We start from the raw sequence: 19,824 nt of genomic DNA, 5'->3' as shown, positions 1-19,824 counted from the left end.
TCCGCAGCCGCCGTCCGCAAGCAATCCACCACTGAAGCACAATGCCGATTTCAAAGCCCCCAACAGGGCGGTCGCGCTAACCAGGTCATTTCGTCCTATGGTACGGCAATGGCTACACTAACTTTCTGGCACAGTGAAGAGTACATGTTTGTTCCCCTGCGGCTTACCTTGCTGACTTGTATCCCTCCGATCAGGTTATCGCGGGGTTCGCAGGGTCCATTGGCGAATGTAGTCTTGGCGACCATTCGGTTTCGCCAGCGATACCAACGGCCTAGGCGTTACTTCGGAGGGAATGCTGCCCGGAAGCGGCTGTTGTTGCGCAGTGCCTGAAACGCGGGTTCGCTGACGGGAGATTCCGGGTCACTGCCTCCCGCCGCAACCGCAGTCTGAATTGCCTGGATGCAGTCTTCGGCGGCCTGAGCCAGTTGGTCTTCCGGCGTGTCCGGCGCCGCTGCCAGAGCGGCATACCGGTGACCGCTGCTGATGGCCAGCCAGGACAGCAGTACCGGCTTCAGTGCCGCACTTTGACAGCTTTCGACGTCACTGCGCAGTTGCGGCAGGGCTTCGACAAACGCGGCCGAGTCGCCGTGATGTACGGCCTGCAGGTTTTCATACGCCCGGCGAGCACGATCAATGTCGGCGGCTGTTGCGTGAGTCGTCCCGTCGCTCACACCGGACAGAATGTCGATCAGTTCCCGAACGGTTCCGACAGCCGTCTGCAATTGAAAAGCGTCCTCAATCGGCTGCAGGTTCGACACGAAATTCGCCAGGCACTGCAAAGCGTCCGACGTGCGGCCTTCGCGCAGATTGATGCCGGCCAGAAGGTTCCAGCCGATCGCAATCTGCAGTCGCTGAACCGCGAGTTCCGGGCTGGATTCCACCGCGACGGAATAATGTTCGATGCTGCGCGCGGCCAGTTCCCGCGACCGTTCGAACTCCCCGGAGGCCATGACGTACTGAGCCAGACGCAACTGTGCCGACGCCAGCCGAAGTCGAAAACCAGGCCGTTCGGGTTCGGCGTCCACCAGCTTCTTCAGCCCGGCAACGGCTTTTTCCAGACCGCCGCGGGCTTCGGCATACTGCATGCGGGCGAATCGAATGTCTGCCAGGTCGCGAATCGTCTGGTAGTAGCGAGTGCGCTTCTGAACGTCTTCGGTGGTTTCGATGTCTTCCTGAGCCAGCAGCTCCAGAGCTCGCCCGAACAGCGGTTCCGCGGCGGTGCCCTCGCCCAGCCAAATGCACTGGCGAGCCGCATGACCTGCCAGGTCAATCACGAGTTCGCGCAGTGCCGGCTGCTGCGGATTGACGGCCAGCAGCGATTCCGCGTCGGCGAGCGCTGCCTGCGCCGTGGCGCGAGCGGAAGCGGCATCGTTCGTTCCGGCCTGAGCGGAAGCGCGGCGGTACATCGCCAGGCATCGAAGCCGCCTGAGTTCACCGTCGTCCGGATCGTGACTCAACAGGTCATCCAGAAGCCCGATCGCGTGACCGGCCGGTTCTTCGACGCGGTTGAACTCGGCCGTGCGTTCGAAGAAGTGCGCCAGATTGATGTAACACTGAGCCTGCGCGCGAACGGCTTGCGGACCGGTGACGGATTCCGCCAGCGAAATGGATTTCAGGTATTCGTCCTTCGCGTCGTCGTAGCGAGCCTGCTGAGTCAGGATGTACGCATAGCGGTTGCGAGCCGTCGCCATCGTCAGACGCGTGTCGTCCCGGTCACCTCCGTCGTCCATAATTTTCTGTAGTCCGTCGATCGCCGACAGCAGCACTTCTCCGCGCGCCGCGACGCTGGCTTCGCGTTTTTCGAGATCGTCGTAAACGCGATACACAAGATCGTTCATGGCGGCGATCGCGACATCGCGCTGGCGGCGTTCGCGGTCCAGCGACCTGTTTGTGGCGGTCAACGCGTCCGATACGCGGCGCTGTGACACGGTCGCCACGATCGCGGTCGAAATCAAAGCCAGCGCGACGGTCCCCAGCAAAGCCGCGATGACCGGATTTCGAACGCACCACTTGACAGCGCATTGCAGGCGACCAACCGGTCTGGCGATAAGCGGCTGTCCGTTTTGAAATCGGCGCAAGTCGCCGGCGAATTCGGCGGCCGTGTCGTATCGCCGCCGCGGATCCTTCTCCAGACACTTCGCGCACAGCGTTTCCAGATCACGCGGCAGGGCGGTGTTCAGTTCCCGCAAACGAGGAGCATCGTGGCGAATAATCTGATTCAAAACATCCCAGGTGGTGGCCGCCTGAAACGGCGGCCGGCCGCTGAGGCATTCGTAAAGGATCACTCCCAGCGCGTACACATCGCTGGCTGCGGTGGCCGGTTCGCCCCGCGCCTGCTCCGGCGACATGTACCGCGGCGTACCAACTACATGGCCGGTTGAACTCAGGCTGGAGTCGACGACGCGCGCCAGTCCGAAGTCTGTCACAAACGGCCGGCCGTGGCGGTTCAGCAGGATATTGGCTGGCTTCAGATCGCGATGAATGACCTGATGTTCGTTGGCGCACTGCACGGCGTCTGCAATCGGCAGCAGCAGATCCACCGCGCGATCAGTCAGCAGCGGGCCGTCGCGCAGCAGATCGGCCAGAGTCGGGCCGTCGATGAACTCCATCACAAGAAACGGAACACTGCCGGCCTGGCCAACCTGATGAATCGTCACGATCCGCGGATGCTGCAGCCGTGCCGCGGACTCCGCTTCACGCCGCAAACGGGCGACTTCGTCCGGGCTGGCGTGTCCGCCGCTGATGAGCATCTTCAAAGCCACATCGCGCTGCAGACGCAGATCGCGGGCTTTGTACACGACACCGCTGGCTCCGCGACCGGCCAGTTCCAGCAACTCGAACCCTTCGATGGAAGGCAGCGACGTCAGCGGCTGTTCACGCGCGCCGGCAGCGAACGCAGAACTCCGATGTCGATCGATGTCGATCGTGCTGACGTCGTGGAAATCCGCTTCCACCGTCGCGTCGGCCGCACCGGCGGTCAGAGCTGCATGCAGAGCAAACTGGCGTTCCAGGGACTCCCGGTATTGCGGAAATCGGTCGAGATACTCCGACGCTTCAGGCTCCTGGCCGGCTTCGTCGCGCAACACGAATTCGTGATAAATCAGGTCCAGCCGCAGCGAATCGTCGATGCCGGCGGCATATTCCGTCAGATACAGCTCCACGCCTCGCAGCGTTCCGTGAGCGGCGGAGCGGCGCTGATCTTCGGAAATCAGAATCGCCCGATCATCAGGGGACAGCGCGTCGAACTCCGGAATCACCTGGCGCAGATCCGGAGGCTGTCCGCTTTCCCAGGCGCGTTTCAGACGTTGCAGCAGGTTGTCCGTCATTGTGGAGAATCCTGAAGGCTTCGACCTGGGAAACGAAAATCGCCATGACATCCGGACACAAAAGCGCAAAGTTCCGATTTGTTCGGTTTGACGCAGCAGCACCGGAACGCGACTACGGAGGATCCGCCAGGCCAAGGTCCTCCCGGACGCGGTCCAGGGCGCGTTCCAGCTTCTTTCGCAGGGCGTCCGGGCTTCCGCCGAGTTCCTTCGCAATCATCGGCCACGACTGGCCCTGGCCCCGACGGTCGGCGAGATCTCTTTCGGTCGCGTCCAGGCGGTTGTGAATCTGAGCCAGCAGTTCACGGCCTGTCGCATCGGACAGCGGTCCGGGGTGAGGGTCGGGATGCGTCGCAAGTCCGCCCGCACCGCCAGTGTCGCGCCGAACATCGCGCCGCGCGGCCTGCTGATGCCGAGCCAGATCGGTGACGCGATTGCGAGTCATTGTCACCAGCATCGCCAGCAACTGTTCCGGGCGGTCCAGGTCCAGAGTGCCGCTGGCCGCGTGGACAAAAAACCGGCCAAACACCGACTGGCAGATGTCCATCGAATCCACAATCCGGCGCAGCTGAGGATCGGACAGACGTACGCGAGCCGCGCGACGAATCTCCGGCTCAAACAGTCGCACACATTCTGCTGCGGCGGACTGATCGCCGCTGCGAACGCGCTGAATCAGAGTGGAGAATTCAAGCCGGTCCAACATCGGAATCCAGTCCGGGAATACATCGGTGAATCGGAATTCGCGAAAAATCGTGCCGCAGCCGCAATTCGCCAATTCTGGCCGTTCACGTTGGTGAGGAGACGAGTCTACCGTGGCATCGAAGCGAAATCTTGCCATTTTCTGTCCGCACCATGTGTGCGCCGACGTTTTTGACGGAGGTCAGTCTCAATCAACAAAGGGGCCAGATGTGAAATCGCGAAATCCGAATGTCCGCGGGGTGCTCGCCGAACTGTTCCGAAACTGCTTTGCAAAGAATGCCGTTATCGGCCGTCGTCCTACTGATAGTCGTCGCAGATCACTGCGGCGGAAAGCCCGCACGACCGGGCGTGTCAGTTTCACCGCTGCCCCTGCCGTTGAATCGCTCGAAAACCGCACTCTGCTGGCGACGATTACCTGGAACACCGATGCGAACGGCTTCTGGGACGATGCGGCCAACTGGGATCTCGGACGCGAGCCGGTTTCGAGCGACGAAGTCATCATTGATCGCGGTGCGGCGAATCCGGTCGTCACGGTGAGGACAGCGACTGGGCGATTTTTTCAAGTGGCCAGCGAAGAAACGATCGTCATCGAAGCCAGTGGCGGCCTCGGCACCAGTGATTCGACGTTCAACGGACTGGTGCAGATCAACGGCGGTTCGCTGTTTGTTGAAGGCGGCGGCACGGTGACGCTGAACGATGTCGAATGGTCGGGTGGCAACATTGGCGGCGCGGGGACCGGCGGCGGCTCGTACACGCTCAACGGGACGATGACGGTTTCCGGCAGCGACGGCAAGTCGATCGGCGGCGGCCTCACGAACAACGGCACGGTCAACATCACCGGCAACGGCAATTTGATCGTCAGCACGACGATCAACAACGAAGCCGGTGCGGTGTGGGACTTCCAGAGCGACGCGGATTTCGTCACCTCGACGATGACGTTCAACAACCGCGGCATGCTGCGCAAGAGTGGCGGGACCGGTGAAACGACACTCGCATCGACGACCAGCACACAGGTCAACCATTTTGGCGGCACGGTCGAAGTCACGAGCGGCAGGCTGTCGCTGGCTAGAGCAGGTGCCAACGTCAACAATGTGCCCAGCACCGGTGCGACGTTTGTCGCCGGTGCCGGTGCGGTGCTCGACCTGAGCGGCGGTGCACACTCGCTGTTCTATGCCGGCACGTTCACGGGCAGCGGCGACGGCCGCGTCGAACTCTCCGCCGGAACACTCGACACCCGCAGCGACGGCGGCGTGACGTTCAACTTTCCGGACGGCCTGCTTCACTGGACCGGCGGCTCGATTGTGACCGACGCTCCCGGCGGTGACTTCTTCACGAACATCGGTTTCGTGACGCTCAGCGGTGACGGTCACAAGGCTCTCAGCAGCAATGGTACGTTCGTGAACGATGGCACGGTCTTCGTCGACGGTGGTGGAACGTTCGGCGGCGGCATCGTCGACAACAACGCCGGAGCCGTCTGGGATTTCCGCAGCGACGCCGACTTCGCTGTTGCGACAACAACCTTCAACAATCGCGGCACGCTGCGAAAGTCCGGCGGGACGGATGTGTCGACGATGAACGTGGCGGTGAATTCGCAGGTGAATCATCTGGGCGGCACCGTCGATGTCAGCAGCGGAACGCTCGCGCTGGCGGGGTCGGATCGCAACCATGTCGCGGAACACGGCGCGACATTCACCGTCGCAACCGGAGCCGTGCTCGATCTGACCGGCGGCAACACGTCGGCGTACTTCACCGGTTTGACGACCGGCACTGGTGCGGGCCGCGTGGAACTGTCGAGCGGCACACTGCGCACCGATCGACTTAATGGCGGCGATGCGACGTTCGACTTTTCCGACGGCCTGTTTCACTGGACCGGCGGTGCGATCGTCAGCACGGCCGCCGATCCGTTCATCAATGTCGGCTCGATGACGCTTTCCGGCGGCGATCAGAAGACGCTCAGCAACGGCTATCTTGTCAACGAAGGCACACTGCGGCATCGCGATTCGGGAGTCTTCAGCGGCGGCATCGCGGCAACGATCGACAACCGCGCGGGCGGTGTGTGGGACTTCGAAACAGACACAACGACGGACCGCCTGCGACTCGTCAACGCCGGAACCGTCCGCAAGTCCGGCGGTACGAGTGAATCGCTGCTGGGCGGAACGAACTCCGGTCTGGCAATGGTCGGCGGTACGATCGAAGCCCAGTCAGGGCGGCTGCAGATTGCGGGAGTCCAGAACGTGTTCGGCTTCGAAAGCACCGGCGGGCACTTCATCGCCTCAGCCGGTGCCGTCGTCGAATTCGCCCCGGCGAACATCACGCTGGGCGGCACGTACACCGGTTCCGGTGCCGGCCGAGTGGAACTCACGACGTTCATTGGCGGCAATACCGTGAATCCCGCGCGGCTGGATTTCCCCGAAGGTATGTTTCACTGGATCGGCAACGACAGCACGAATTCATTCGGCTCGATCATCAACGACGGTTTCGTCACGATCGATGGTCCGGAAGCCGTCCGCGCGCGGGCCGACATTCGCAACTACGGAACTGTGATTCAGTCGGACGGCAGTCACTTCACGCTGCTGCAGACGGTGAATATCGTCAATCAGGGAACGTGGGATCTGCGGGGCGACGCGGATCTGGAAATCGTCGACTTCAGCAATCTTGGTTCGACGTTCTATAACTTCGGAACGCTGCAGAAGTCGGCCGGACTGGGCACGTCGCGGCTGTTCGCTCGGTATTCGGCGACGTCGTTTCTCAGCAATCTCGGCACGGTGGATGTGCAGTCGGGAACACTGGACATCGACCTGCGTACGAAGCAGTTCGACGTGGCGATTGGCGACGACATGCTGCACGGCGGCACGTGGCGAGCCGGTCCGTTTGCGACGCTGCGGCTCCTGGACAGTACCGGATCCGTGCCCGACATCACGTCCAGCGCCGCTCACATCATTCTGGACGGAACGGCGTCTGCGTTTCCCAACATCAATGCGCTGGCGGTCAATTCGGGAGTCTTCGAGCTGCAGAACGGCCGCGACTTTTCCACCGCCGGCAACTTCACCAACGGAGCGGAGCGGTTTGATCTTCCGGTCGACGAGGTCTTCATCCGCAACGATTTGCGTTTGATTGCCCTGGCGGTCGACGAAGCCAGCGGCAACCTGTATTCCATCCGAGCAGGTCAGGACATTCGCCGATTCACTCCGGAAGGCGTCGAGATTCTTCCCGCGCTGCCACGACCCGATGCACAGCCGGATTCGTTTTCCGACTTGGACGCAACACCCGTCGCGCTGAATGTCGGAGGGACGAGTATTCCTGCCGGAAGTCTGATCTACATCAGCGGTCAGGTCGCACCGCCCATTGTCTACGCTCTTGACAGCACAACCGGAGCCGAACTCGCCACGGTAACCCTGGCAACCGTTTCTGCAGCCACGCCCGGCGTCGCGGTGCATCCGACCCGCGGGACGCTGTATGTGCTCAACCAAACAGGCGACATCCACGAAGTGAATCCGGCCACGGGAGCAACACTGGCCACGTTCTCCATCAACCCGAGTGGCAATCCCGGCTTCAGTCTGAACTGGGGCGACGTCGACGTCATCGGTTCGACTGGAAACCTGCTCGTCGCCGGCTCGAACGTGGAGTTCCTCCGCGAACTGACCGCCACCGGCGAATTCGTGCGAGACATCGACCTGTCGCATTCCGGGATCAGCAGCACCGCCGCGCGACTTTCGCCGGCCGCTCTGGCCTACAACGATGCAACCGGCGAACTGTGGGTTCAGAACGAAAGCTCGACGATCGCTCGTCTGTCATCGATCGACTTCGGCACGTTCGGCACGACAACGCTCGGCCCCGGCAGCACGCTCACCGTCAACGGCGACTTCACCGACGCCAGCCCGAACACCGTCAACATCCAGATCGGCGGCCGTCCGGCCAGCGGAGACTTTGGCAACCTGGACATCACCGGCGCCGCGGATTTCACTTCCGGCCGAATCAACGTGGAACTCGCGAACGGCTTCGGCCCGACGGAAGGCGATCAGTACGAAGTCATCACCTACGCCTCCCGCACCGGCGACATCGGCCAGTTCAGCGGTCTCGCCCCGTTCTTCAGCGCCGCGGTGAATCCGACCAACGTCCTTCTGAACGGCGAGATGACGGCGCTGTCCGGCGACCTGGCCGTTGACGTCACGGGTTTCACGTTGCCGGCGACAGCGATGCCGGGTGAAGAATTCACACTGTCTTACATCGTCAACAATCTGAGTTCGAACGCCCTGAGCGGTACCTGGACCGACTCGGTTTATCTCTCTGACGATACAACCTTTGACGCCGACGACGTGCTTGTCGCCCGCGGTGATCATGTCGGAGGAATCGCCGGAAACGGTTCGTACACGGAATCCGTGACAGCAACGTTTCCCGGCGTCGACGTCGGCGACTGGTTCGTGTTCGTCGTGGCCGACAGCCGCGGTTCTGTAAGCGACACCGACCGCACCAACAATCGCGGCGTGTCGTCTTCCGCGATTGAATCCACCGTGCCGCTGCTGCCGTTCGATACGCTGGTTTCCAACACCGTTGCGAATGGTCAGGACGTTTATTATCGCGTTGACGTTCCCGACGGTCGTGGCGACCTTCGATTCGATCTGTCGTTCGAGCAAGACGAACAGGCCGAAGTGTTCGTCAGTCGAGCTGTCCTGCCGACTCGATCGATCTTCGACTTCACCGCGTCGAATCTGCTCGAACTCAATCGCACAATTACAGTCCCGGCGGCGCAGGCGGAAAGCTACTACGTTCTGATCCACGGACGCGAAGGCACTGGAGGCGGAACCGGGTTTGACATCAAGGTGCATCGCGTCGAGTTTTCCGTCGATTCAATCACGCCAGCCCACGGTGCGAATTCCGGGCAGGCCAGCACGCTGATTTCCGGCGCCGGATTTACCGATTCCGCCGTCGTGACACTGCGTTCCGCGACCGGGTCCGTTGTTGCCACGGCGACTGTCGTGCAGAACGATCCGAATCACTTGTTTGCGACGTTCGATCTCGTTGGGATCGATCCCGGTACTTACGACATGCATGTTGCCGACGGCTCGTCGTCCGGTTCGCAATCGGCGGCGTACGAAGTTGTCGTGGGCAATCCGGGCGATCTGCAGGTTCGCCTCGTGACGCCCGGCAGCCTGCGCGGCGGCCGACTGTACACCGGCTACTTCGAATACACGAACATCGGCGACACGGATCTGGTTTCGCCAATCATCACGATCACCAGCACGCAGCCGCTGACGCTTGATCTGCACGGTGATCCATCGACGAATGTCCTGCGACAACTGGCCATCAGTCCCGCTGGAACCACCGGACCGGCCGGAATTCTGGCTCCCGGGCAAACGGTCCGTGTGCCGTTCCGTTTCCGCGGCGCGGACATGACGATCGAAGCGACATCGATGAGTTCCGACATCGCGGAACCGATGGACTGGGACGCCCTGCGAGCTGAGATTCGCCCGGCATCGGCGGATGCCGCCTGGGACGCAGCCTTCGACGGCGAATTCGTCTCCGCCGGTTCGACGATCGGTGACTACGTCCGACGTCTCTCGGAAGGAGCCACGCTGTACCGACTTCGCAACGGCATTGGCGAAGCGGACTTGAACAGTCTTATGACGTTCATCCTCACCGAAGGCATCACCGACCAGCAGACCAGCCTGCAGGCACAGGTCGCGCTGGATGAACCGAACCGTCCGGCAAGCGGTGTTCTCGCGCGAGCCGTCAATGATGTCACCGGCGAAACGTTTGCCGCTCGCGCTGCAGACGACGGGCTGCTGCGCTGGATCAATCTTCCCGACGGCAACTATTCGGTTCACTTCGAAGAAGTCCTGCCGCCCGAGAACCTGACGTCGGTCGAAGTCACTTCGATTGCCGTTGCAGACCTCGGCCTGCTGGTCACGCGCACAGGCGGTGGCATCATCGGCCGTGTCGCCATCGATGACAGCGTGCCGATGCCCGGTGCCGATGAGGCACTGACCGTCACGGCCGCACATGCTGACGGAACACGCTACACGGCCTTCGTTGACGAACGCGGCGTTTACGAATTCGCAGGCCTGCCCGACGGCCGGTATCTGCTTGAATTCAGCACGGACACTGCGATTCCAACAACCGCCGTCGTGGACGTTGTCGCCGGTGCCGTCGCCGGGCTCATCGATCTTGCAACGACCAGCGGAGGAACCGTCAGCGGCACGACGCTCGATGCGACGACCAGTCAGCCTGTCGCCGATGTGACGGTAATCGTCGATTCGCTCGACGGCAACGTTCGCACCGTCCGTTCGGACGAAAACGGGTTCTACTCGATTGAAGGCGTCACTTCGGGGACCGTGACCGTGATCGCTCGAATTACAGGCGCCGCCGAAACTCGCATCGACAACGTTGCCGTCATGCAGAATGTGACAACGGCGAACGTCAATCTGCCGATCGATTTCAGCACGCTGGGCACCGTCACCGGCACCGTCACTGCCGGCGGACAGCCCGTCGCCAACGCGGGCGTCGATCTCGAGATTTCCGCCACGATCATCATCGCCGGCACAACGGACGAGAACGGCCAGTTCACGATTCCGGGCGTCGAACCGGGAACGTACGACATAGTTGTCACAGCGCTCGGATTCGCGGAAGCGACGACATCGATCGCGGTTGCTGCGAATTCCACAACGACACAGGACGTTTCGCTCGATCCCGTCGCCTCCGTTCAGGGGACGGTGACTCAGACCGGCATCAACGCATTCAATCCGCTGCCCGACCTGCCGCTGGTGCTCGTGAATCCGGCCGGCGACTTTGTTCTTCACTACACCGATGCCGATGGGCGGTTTGAAGTGGATCGGCTCTCTCCGGGCAACTACTCACTGATGTTGCCCGACGGCTCGCACCGCCACGACTTCACGGTAACCGGCAACACCGACGAGATCGCGATCGACTTCGAAATCTCAGCCGGTGCTGTGCTCGGTCAGGTCTTCGACACAAACGGCACATCGGCGCTGGAAGGCGTCCGAGTCTCGCTGCTCGCCGATGGACAGGTCGTCGCGACGAGCATCACGGACAGTGTCGGGTTGTATGTGTTCCCGCTGGTCAGTCCCGGTACATACGCTCTGAGATTTTTCAGCGAAGCAGCTTCGATCGCGCGGCAGAACGATGTCGTTGTTTCCGCCGGTGGTTTCGCGGTTGTGAATGTCCAGGCGTCCACCGCGTCGATGACGCTGACAATTGTCGACGAAACTTCGGCGCTGATCACATCCGACCTGACAATCGCCCTGTCGCCGGCCGGTGACACGTCTGCGGTGCCGCGCGTTGCTTCGACGTCTGCGGGAACGGTGACGTTCGACAACCTGAGTCCCGGCGACTATCGCGTGCGCATCACCGACGCGATGGGCACGTCACAGCGCATCGTGACGATCGTCGACGGGCTGAATTCGATTGAGCAAACGATCGGCCCGAAGACGACGCTCAGCGGAGTTCTCACGGACAGCTCCGGCTCGCCGGTGTCCGCAGCAACGGTCGCCATTTACGACGCGGCGCTGCCGGAATTGCAGTGGCTGGTCACGACGGATGCGTCCGGAGCCTGGCAGATCATGCTGCCGGACGGGACATACCGCATTACACCGACTGAACAGGGATCGGACATTGAACTGACCGGAGTGCCTGCGACTCCCGCGACGGTAACGCTCGGCGGCACCCCGATCGTTCAAAACCTGCAACTGGCGGCACCGACGTCCGAAATCACGGGCACGCTTGCGGCAGCCGGTTCAGAACCGGAAGCCTCGGCCCCTGTCGCGGCCATCGTCACACTTTCCAGCGAAGACGGAATCGAAATCGCCAGCGTTCTGACCAATGCCGACGGCAGCTTTGCCTTTGCCGGTCTTCAGGACGGAACGTACTCGATGACGGCGACCGCTCCGGGGTATTCGTTTGCGTCGTCGACCATAACCGTCGTCGGCTCGATGGCCGTGACGATCAGCGGGACGTGGCACGTGCCCGCCTACGGCTTGACTCCCACAGTAGCGCCGGCTCCTTCGGGATTCGCAAGCGCCGCACTGCCCAGCTTTGGCGAACTGGCATCCACGATCACCGCGGGAGTGAATCGTCTGCGTGAAATCGTGCGCGAGGGCCTTGGGGAACCCGAGGCAGACGGAACTCGAATTCGCGCGATTCCGATTCCCGCAGAATGCGACCCGGCCATCGCCGAAGCTGCTCGACGTGCTCTGCGAAAAGCTCTGGAATGGCAGCGTGCGGCGGACGGGTTCTTCGACAACTGGGTCGAACGCTGGGAAGGTCAACAACAGACGCTGTGGGCAAATATCGGCCTTTTCGGTGTCAACCTGCTGCAGTTTGCGAGTGAGTTAATTGTCAATGCGCGCGTCGTTTCGCGGCTCGACGAGATCGCGTCAACTCAGTATCGCCTGCTGGACTTCCTGGTCGACAACCCTCAGTTGGAGAACGAAGTCTATGCCGTCTACAACCAGCTCCAGCGCCAGTATGACAACATTCAGGCTTCACTGACGCTCGCAGTCTCGACCACGCAACAGGGACTCCGCAACGTCGGGGCGATCGGCACCGCTATCGGGACAGGGACAACATACTTTGTCGAAGGTGCCGCGACATCGATCGGCGATGTCTGGAACTCCATCGTTCGGCTTGGGACAGCACGTGACCTGAACGCAGCATCCAATGTCGTGTCAAAGCTCACGGGCTTCGCAGGAACACTGGGAACCTATGCATCCGCCCTGACAACATTGATTCCCAGACTGGCAACGCTGGCAGAACGGGTGCCCGCACTCGATCGTCTGGTCTCGAATCTCGGTCCGATCACTGCAGCGCTCAACACTATTAGTGCCGCCGCTCAGGGCGTCACCGATCAGCTTGGTGACATCGAACAACTGAACCAATTCGAAGAAACCTATCGCAACGCGATCAACAATCGTGACGGCTGGTTCGAAGGCTTTCTCGATCTGATCTCACAGTGCCGCGAAGACGATGACGACACCCATGAGCCTGATATGCCGAATCGCCGGGAATTTTTCCGGGCACTGGCAACCGTGCGGTCCCGCGATCCCAACGATATTGCCGGCCCCGATGGCTTCGGTGATCAGCACTTTGTCCAAAGCGACCTGGTCTTCCCCTACCTGATCCTGTTCGAAAACAAACCGGAAGCCACGGCTCCCGCGCAGGAAGTTTTCATTACACAGCAGCTTTCAGGCGACCTCGACTGGACAACGTTCGAACTCGGAAACTTCGGCTGGGGCGATCTAACATTCGATGTTCCGCCCGGACTTCGAACCTATGACACACGGATTGATCTGACGGAAACACTCGGCTTCTACGTTGACGTCCATGCCGACATCGATCTCTCCACGGGAATCGCGTCGTGGGCATTCACCTCAACCGATCCCGAAACCGGCGACCTGATTTCCGACGCCCTCGCCGGATTCCTGCCGCCGAATGCGACCAGTCCCGAAGGTGAAGGCTTCGTCGAGTATTCGATCCGCCCGATGTCCGACATCGCGGATGAATCACAGATCGACGCTCAGGCGCGAATCATCTTCGACCTGAACGAACCGATCGACACGCCCGTGTATTCCAACACGATCGACGATACACCGCCGTCGAGCTCGGTTGAAACACTGCCGGTCCTGACGAAAACTCAGTCGTTCGCAGTATCCTGGAGCGGCGACGATGGTACCGGTTCCGGGATCGCAAGCTTCGACATATACGTCGCCGACGACGGCGGCCCGTTCGTCCTGTGGTTTGACGACACGACGGGGACTTCCGCAATCTACAATGGTCAGGACGGTCATACCTATCAGTTTTACAGCGTCGCTCGCGACAATGTGGGGCTGACGGAAGCGGATTCGGGCGGGGATGCTCAGACAACGTTGAGTGTGTCCGTGCCGTTCGTGACCGGTCCAAACGTCCGCACGTCCGACGCGACGCCGGCCGTCACCTGGAGCGATGTTCCGGGAGCGGCGCTGTACGAAGTCTGGATCGGTGACCTGACAAACGGACGCGCGCCGGTGATTGCTCAGACGGCGCTGACGTCGTTTGTTCCGGCCGATCCGCTGCCGATCGGCCGCTACCGGGCGTGGGTGCGAGTCAAGGACGGTTCGAACGGCGAAGGCGGCTGGAGCACCGGTCGCACGTTTTCCGTCACGACGCCGACAACGCTCAACAGTCTGCCGTTCCACGCGAATGCTGACCGCACGCCGGAGATCTCCTGGCAGCCGGTGGACGGAGCCGCCATGTACGAACTGTGGGTCAACAACGTCATCACCGGCCAGGCTCGCGTGATTCACGAAACGTCGCTGACCGACGCGTCGTTCACTCCGACGGACGACCTTGGCTTCGGCATTCACCAGATCTGGGTGCGAGCCGTCGATGCCGCGGGCGGAAGAAGCGACTGGTCGGTTCCCGTGAACATCTACATCGGCCCGCAGTTGGTGAATCCGCAGAGCCCGACGTTTGACGTGCAGCCGATGTTCGAATGGACATCGCTGGCCGGCATCGCGTCGTACGAAATTTTCGTTCGCACCGTCGACGGCGACATCCGCGAATCCGGCCTGACCGGGACGAGCTGGACTCCGCCGACACCGCTGCCAGACGGACCGATGCGGTGGTGGATTCGTCCGACGGCTGACAACAACCGCGTGGCTCCCTGGAGCGACGTTGCAACGTCCGACATCGGCGGCCGAACAACCGTGCTCGCTCCGACGGGAACGGTTTCCGACACGCTGCCGACGTTTGCCTGGCAGGCCGTCGACGGAGCCGCGCGATACATCCTGTACGTCGAACGAATCGGCGACGGACTTGTGTTCCGCAACGACAACGTCACCACAACAACGTTCACCGCGACAACGCCGCTGTCGGCGGGAACATACCGAGTCTGGGTGAAGGCGATCAGTTCGTCCGACAACGTCAGCGGCTACTGGAGCCGCCCGCTGGAATTCACGGTCGCCACCGCCGGAGCCACAGCATTACCTCCGGCAACTCCGGCCGGCATCCTGGAAGATCTGGACCAAATCTTCCTCGGCGACCCCTTCGCCACTCTGTGATTATCCAGCGGCCGAAATCCAGGATTCCGTACAGATGAAGAACCCGTCGAGGTTTGCTTCCGATGAGGCCACACCAGCCATGGAATGCCGTCAGCAAAGATCAGCCGTGGCGGCGGCTCACTTGAACCTGTGTATGTCCCTTAGAGTCATGCGCTCCGTTCCGGCAGCGCGGTGACGTGTGGCAGATGTGTTCGCGGAGGTGAGTTTTCGCGAACGGACTACTGACGCTTCCCTGCCACCGGTTGAAGAGTCGGGGAGATTCAGGCGGCGGTGGCTGGGATTTCTGCACGGAAGTTGTGCTGCCCGGCGTTTCGCGGCTTACTGCTTTAGTCAGCAGGCGAAGTCGAAATCGGGCGATTCGTTGCTGTGGGTTTGGGGCGTGGTCAGGGAGTGATCTCTCCGCCGCTGATTGATCCGAAGGCGCGGTGGAGGCTGACATCCAGGCTGTAGGCGATCGGGCGGACGGAGCCGTCGACGAAGGCGGCGTTCCAGGCATGGCTGTGGGCGCTGCCGAATGTGTGACAGTGGCGGCATTCGCCGCGTTGCTGATGATCCGGTTTTGGCGGGAGGGCGGCAAAGCGGACGTGAGTGGCGTTCAGTCCTTTCCTGATGGAACCGGCGGCCATGGCCGGTCCCCGGTCGCCGTTGCCCTGGCCGTCTTCCCAGTGATTCGGGTCCAGAGATTTCTCACCGATCAGGTAGGTGTTGGACGTGCCGTCACGGACATCGCTCAGCCGGGTCAGCCGGCCGAGCTGATAGACACCGTTTTCCGTGATTCTGAGATAACCTTTGTCGGCATGGACCGGGTCTTTCGTCCCGGCACCGGCGTTCATGGCGTAATCCGTGCGGGCCGCCGCGGGGCCGTAATGCGAGGCGAACGATATGCCCTGCCCGACATCCATCAATGGGTACGCTCGCGCCGAGCGGCGTGACGGACAGTGCAGGACCGGCAGGCCGGTCTGAATGAGCTTCTGATCGGCTGCGCCGGTGATGGGATCCCGCTGCATGCCGAGACGTCCCCACTCTTCCGCCAGCCGGGGCTGTTCAAGAAAGGACAGGCTTCGTGAAACCCAGTTCCATCCCCACATCTGAGGATTCTCCCGGCCGGAAACGATCGTCTCTTCGTGGCCATACTCGCCGGAGTAGCCCGGCAGGTATGCATAGGAACTCTCATAGTTGTGACAGGCCAGTGCCAGTTGTTTGAGATTGTTTTTGCACTGAACGCGGCGTGCCGCTTCCCGTGCCTGCTGCACGGCCGGCAGCAGAAGGGCCAGGAGGACGCCGATGATGGCCAGCGTCACCAGCAGCTCGATCAGTGTGAATGCGCGAGATCCGGGTTTGTGTCGCAGCGTCATGATGTTGTCCGTCAGAGGTGAAATGGAGTGCTTCCGGTCGACGGGCCGGAGCCGTCGGTGTGTCAGCGGATCAGTGTCCGTCGTCGAGCAGATCGACCAGCCGGAGCCGTTCGATGGCCGTGGCATTCTGCGAGAGCAGCAGCAGTTCGTTATCGCCGCCGCGGCGCAGGCGCTGTACGGGCGATGACAGCGTGATGTCGGACCGCAGCACGAGCCGTGCGGCTGCGTCCTTCTGCTGCCAGATCCTGAGTTGTTGTCCGCGGGACGTGGCCGCCAGTTCGGGATTCAGCCAGACGACGGAAGACATGCCGGCCGCCGTTTCGTCGTGGGCCGCGGTCGACGCCGTCTGCTGTTCCGTGAGCACATCGACGAGATGCAGTCGGCCGGCCGCGTCCGTCGCGGCGATCAGCCGGCCGTCGGGCGAAATATCCAGATCCGTGAGTGCCGAGTCGCTCAGGTGCCGTTGGTTTGTGCGGCGGATCGGGGGCTGCTGATTCACGAAATCCAGCGTGCCGCCGTTGGTGGCCAGGACCAGCGTGTCTCCCAGGGATCGCGCCGCGACGAAGCGAGTGTCTTCGTCCATGCTGCCCCACACCGACTGACTCGCACCCGCATCCCACTGCAGCACGCGGCTGTTTTCTCCGAACAGCACCTGCCCGCGGTCGTCGATCAGCAGGGCATCGATATCGCGGTAGCTGGTCTCGTCCGTCGTCCCGGCACCGCCGCCGTCAAGAGGCCGCCGAAGCAGCCTTGCGTCGCGGCGGTTTTCCATCAGCGTGGTCACCAGAAAAGCGGCTCCCGGCGACACCTCAAGAACCGGTTCCAGTGCGGCCGGCGGCAGTTCGAAGAGCGAACGCTCACCATCCGCGAGTACGTGAACGATGGCCCGATCGTCGAACGCCGTCAGGGCGGCGACGGTTCCGGCGGCCGCATCGAAGTCGCGAATGCCGGAGTCACACAGCAGGACCGTGGACGACGCCGGCATGTCCGGTCGCCACACCAGAGTCTGCTCACCGTTGGAAGCCGCCAGCACGGACCCGTCCGCGTTCAGCGAATACGGCAGAGCTTCGTTGCCGCCGGACGGAGGCAGAGCGACAGACTGCAGCCACTGCCAGGTCGACGTTGACCACACATGCAGCTTCGGCGACGCGGTGCTCAGGTCGGCCAGGATCAGCAGGCTCCCGTCACGCGAGAATCCCAGTTGCCCCGGCAGCGCAGGCAGTCCGGTCGGCGGAGCTTCGGCCGTCGCCACGACGGCGCGAGCAGATTCGCTGTAGATCTGCAGTGCCGGCTGCGGAACACTGGTTGAGCGATCCACCGATGCATAGGCGATGCAGCCGTCGGCCCAGGCCACCTGACCGCCGCTGGACGTGGTCGTCACTTCCCATTCAACCTCCAGCGTTTCGGCAGAGACCAGCCGCAGCAGTCGATTGACCGAGACAACGACGCGGCCGTGTGCTGCGGGAGCCATGTTGTAGATATCCTCCTCCAGCCGTTGACGCCGCTGCACGACACCGGTTGCCGCGTTGATTGACACCAGCTCCTGGCCATCGGGCCGGTCGTTGCTGATCGGTCCGCACACGATGAGTCCGCCTTCGTCGTCCGTCAGCACGAACTGGTTGACGCTGCCCGTGACACGCGTCTTCCAGGCCGCCTGTGGCTCCGGTTCCAGAATCTCTGTGAACGGCCAGGCCTCGACCGATCCGGCTTCCGTCCCGAGATACAGCCACCGGCCGTCACGGGAACACGTCAGGCACGTGATCCCGTTACGACTCGGATTCGCCTGTTCCATCAGTCCCCGGCTGTCGACGAATTCGATCGTGTTGAGCCGTTCGCCGGTGTTCGTGTCGAACACCGGCAGGCGGCAGAAGAATTCCGGTGTCAGACCATTGATCCGCCAGTCACCCGCGGCGCTGCGGGATGGTGCCACCAGCAGCCACGGTTCGCTCGGATGCACAATGACGGCCCGCGTGTTGTCCACAGTCGGCAGATCAAGGTCCGCAGCCAGGCCGATGTCCGGCTTCATCCGCGCCGTTGCCAGCAGTCCCGTGAGGCGAGCCGTCTGAGCTTCATCCAGCGTCGAACGATCGACGGAGGCCAGCAGATTCCGGACGGCCGTCTTCCAGCCCGGACTGCGTTCCGTCAGCAATGAGTCCGCCTCCCGCACCGTTCCGTCGAATGCGGTGTTGACTCCCGCCAGTGGTGTCACGGCACTTGTCGAGGCCGCGTTCGCGACGTCAGCGTGCAGCGTTCCCGGCTTCGATGGAGACTCGTTCGACCGGGGAGGCAGCAGCGCGGCCGCGCCGACGATCACGGCGGACAGGGAAACCACCGCTCCGACGGCGAGCCGACTGCGGGTGGCCGTGGCGGCGAACCGACGGTTCACCGCGTGCGATCCGTCGTCCGTTGTCTGGCCGTCTGACGCTTCGGCACTGCTGAGCACATCGGTCGCCGCGAGCTCGCTGGTACTCGCGTCGATGATCGGTTCAGGAAGTTCGATGGACCCGTTGGACGTCTCTGCGTCCACATCGAAATTCCTCTCCGTTACGTCCCGGTCGAGACTGAAACTCAGCCCCGGATCGCTCAGCAGAGACTGCCATTCCAGTATCGCGCCGTTGTTGTCATACAGGCGGCACCACCAGGCGTCATCGCGGGCGACGGCATCGCTGCCGAGCGTGGCCAGCAACTCCGGTCGCTTCTTCTCGCAGCACATTCGGCCGTACGTCAGATCCCACTTTGTCAGAATGCAGATCACCTGACAGAATCGCTTGAAGGACTCCAGCTCGACGCCCTTCTGGCTTTCCGGGGAATTCGGCTTCCGGGCGAATCGCTCCCACTGGGATCGATTCAGTCCCGAACCTCCCGGTGCATGGGCCGTCATCCGCAGCACCGCAGCCGTCTTTAGCCGATGGCGCTTGGTCAGTTCATCCCGGATGTCTTCTGCCAGCCAGTAGACCGCAGCCATCGCTCGCTCCAGGTTGTGAATCAGGGTGTCATTCGGCAGCAGGAACTGCGGGTGGACGGCAGCCATCGCCGTTGCTGCCACAGTGCCGCAGACCGTTCACTCGGGTGCCGCTTCCTGGATTGCGTCCAGGGAACATGACCGTACTCTTCTCAGTGGCATCGAATTGCGTCCGCATTTTGCCGAGCGTGTGCCGGTCCTGGCAACTGATCGATGTCCGTGGCGTGGCATTGCCGGAAGTCACTGGGTAAGGCTTTTCCGTACTCCCTTAAGCTGTCATAGCGGTCGATTGAGATCATGCCGGAGCGGCAGTGAAGCCCCGCTGCCTGTTCGTCCCTGCCGGCGGCGGAGTCCTCCGCGATGCCGCCTCTCCCCGCCATCGTCACGTGCGCGGTTGGGAAGCTGTGCCGGCTGTGTTCTCTGGTCGAGTCCCT

5 protein-coding genes are annotated in these 19,824 nt (G+C 62.2%); 1 reads left to right on the top strand and 4 read right to left on the bottom strand.

The window, feature by feature from the left end; translation table 11 throughout:
* Positions 1-278 precede the first annotated feature (278 nt).
* Both R3C19_25405 and R3C19_25400 read right to left on the bottom strand, forming a co-directional pair.
* On the bottom strand, positions 279-3,326 hold the full coding sequence (locus R3C19_25405; GenBank protein ID MEZ6063700.1) for a serine/threonine-protein kinase: 3,048 nt from the start codon (positions 3,324-3,326) through the stop codon (positions 279-281).
* 112 nt (positions 3,327-3,438) lie between these two features.
* Positions 3,439-4,026: a sigma-70 family RNA polymerase sigma factor gene (locus R3C19_25400; protein ID MEZ6063699.1), complete on the bottom strand. Its 588-nt coding sequence runs from the start codon at positions 4,024-4,026 to the stop codon at positions 3,439-3,441.
* Positions 4,027-4,231: 205 nt separating this feature from the next.
* Here R3C19_25400 and R3C19_25395 point away from each other — a divergent pair, with 205 nt between their 5' ends.
* Positions 4,232-15,073, top strand: coding sequence for a carboxypeptidase regulatory-like domain-containing protein (locus tag R3C19_25395; GenBank protein MEZ6063698.1), 10,842 nt, complete (start codon positions 4,232-4,234; stop codon positions 15,071-15,073).
* Positions 15,074-15,456: 383 nt separating this feature from the next.
* Here the strand turns inward: R3C19_25395 and R3C19_25390 are convergent, their stop codons facing one another.
* Together R3C19_25390 and R3C19_25385 are read right to left on the bottom strand one after the other, a co-directional pair.
* Positions 15,457-16,428, bottom strand: coding sequence for a DUF1559 domain-containing protein (locus R3C19_25390; GenBank protein MEZ6063697.1), 972 nt, complete (start codon positions 16,426-16,428; stop codon positions 15,457-15,459).
* 70 nt (positions 16,429-16,498) lie between these two features.
* Positions 16,499-19,459 carry a hypothetical protein gene (locus R3C19_25385; GenBank protein MEZ6063696.1) on the bottom strand — a complete coding sequence of 987 codons (2,961 nt, stop codon included), beginning with the start codon at positions 19,457-19,459 and terminating at the stop codon, positions 16,499-16,501.
* Positions 19,460-19,824: the final 365 nt, after the last annotated feature.

It is taken from the genome of Planctomycetaceae bacterium (assembly GCA_041398785.1).
GTDB lineage: Bacteria > Planctomycetota > Planctomycetia > Planctomycetales > Planctomycetaceae > JAWKUA01.
The sequence above is the reverse complement of the archived record's forward strand: the minus strand, read 5'-3'. Positions and strand labels throughout refer to the sequence as shown.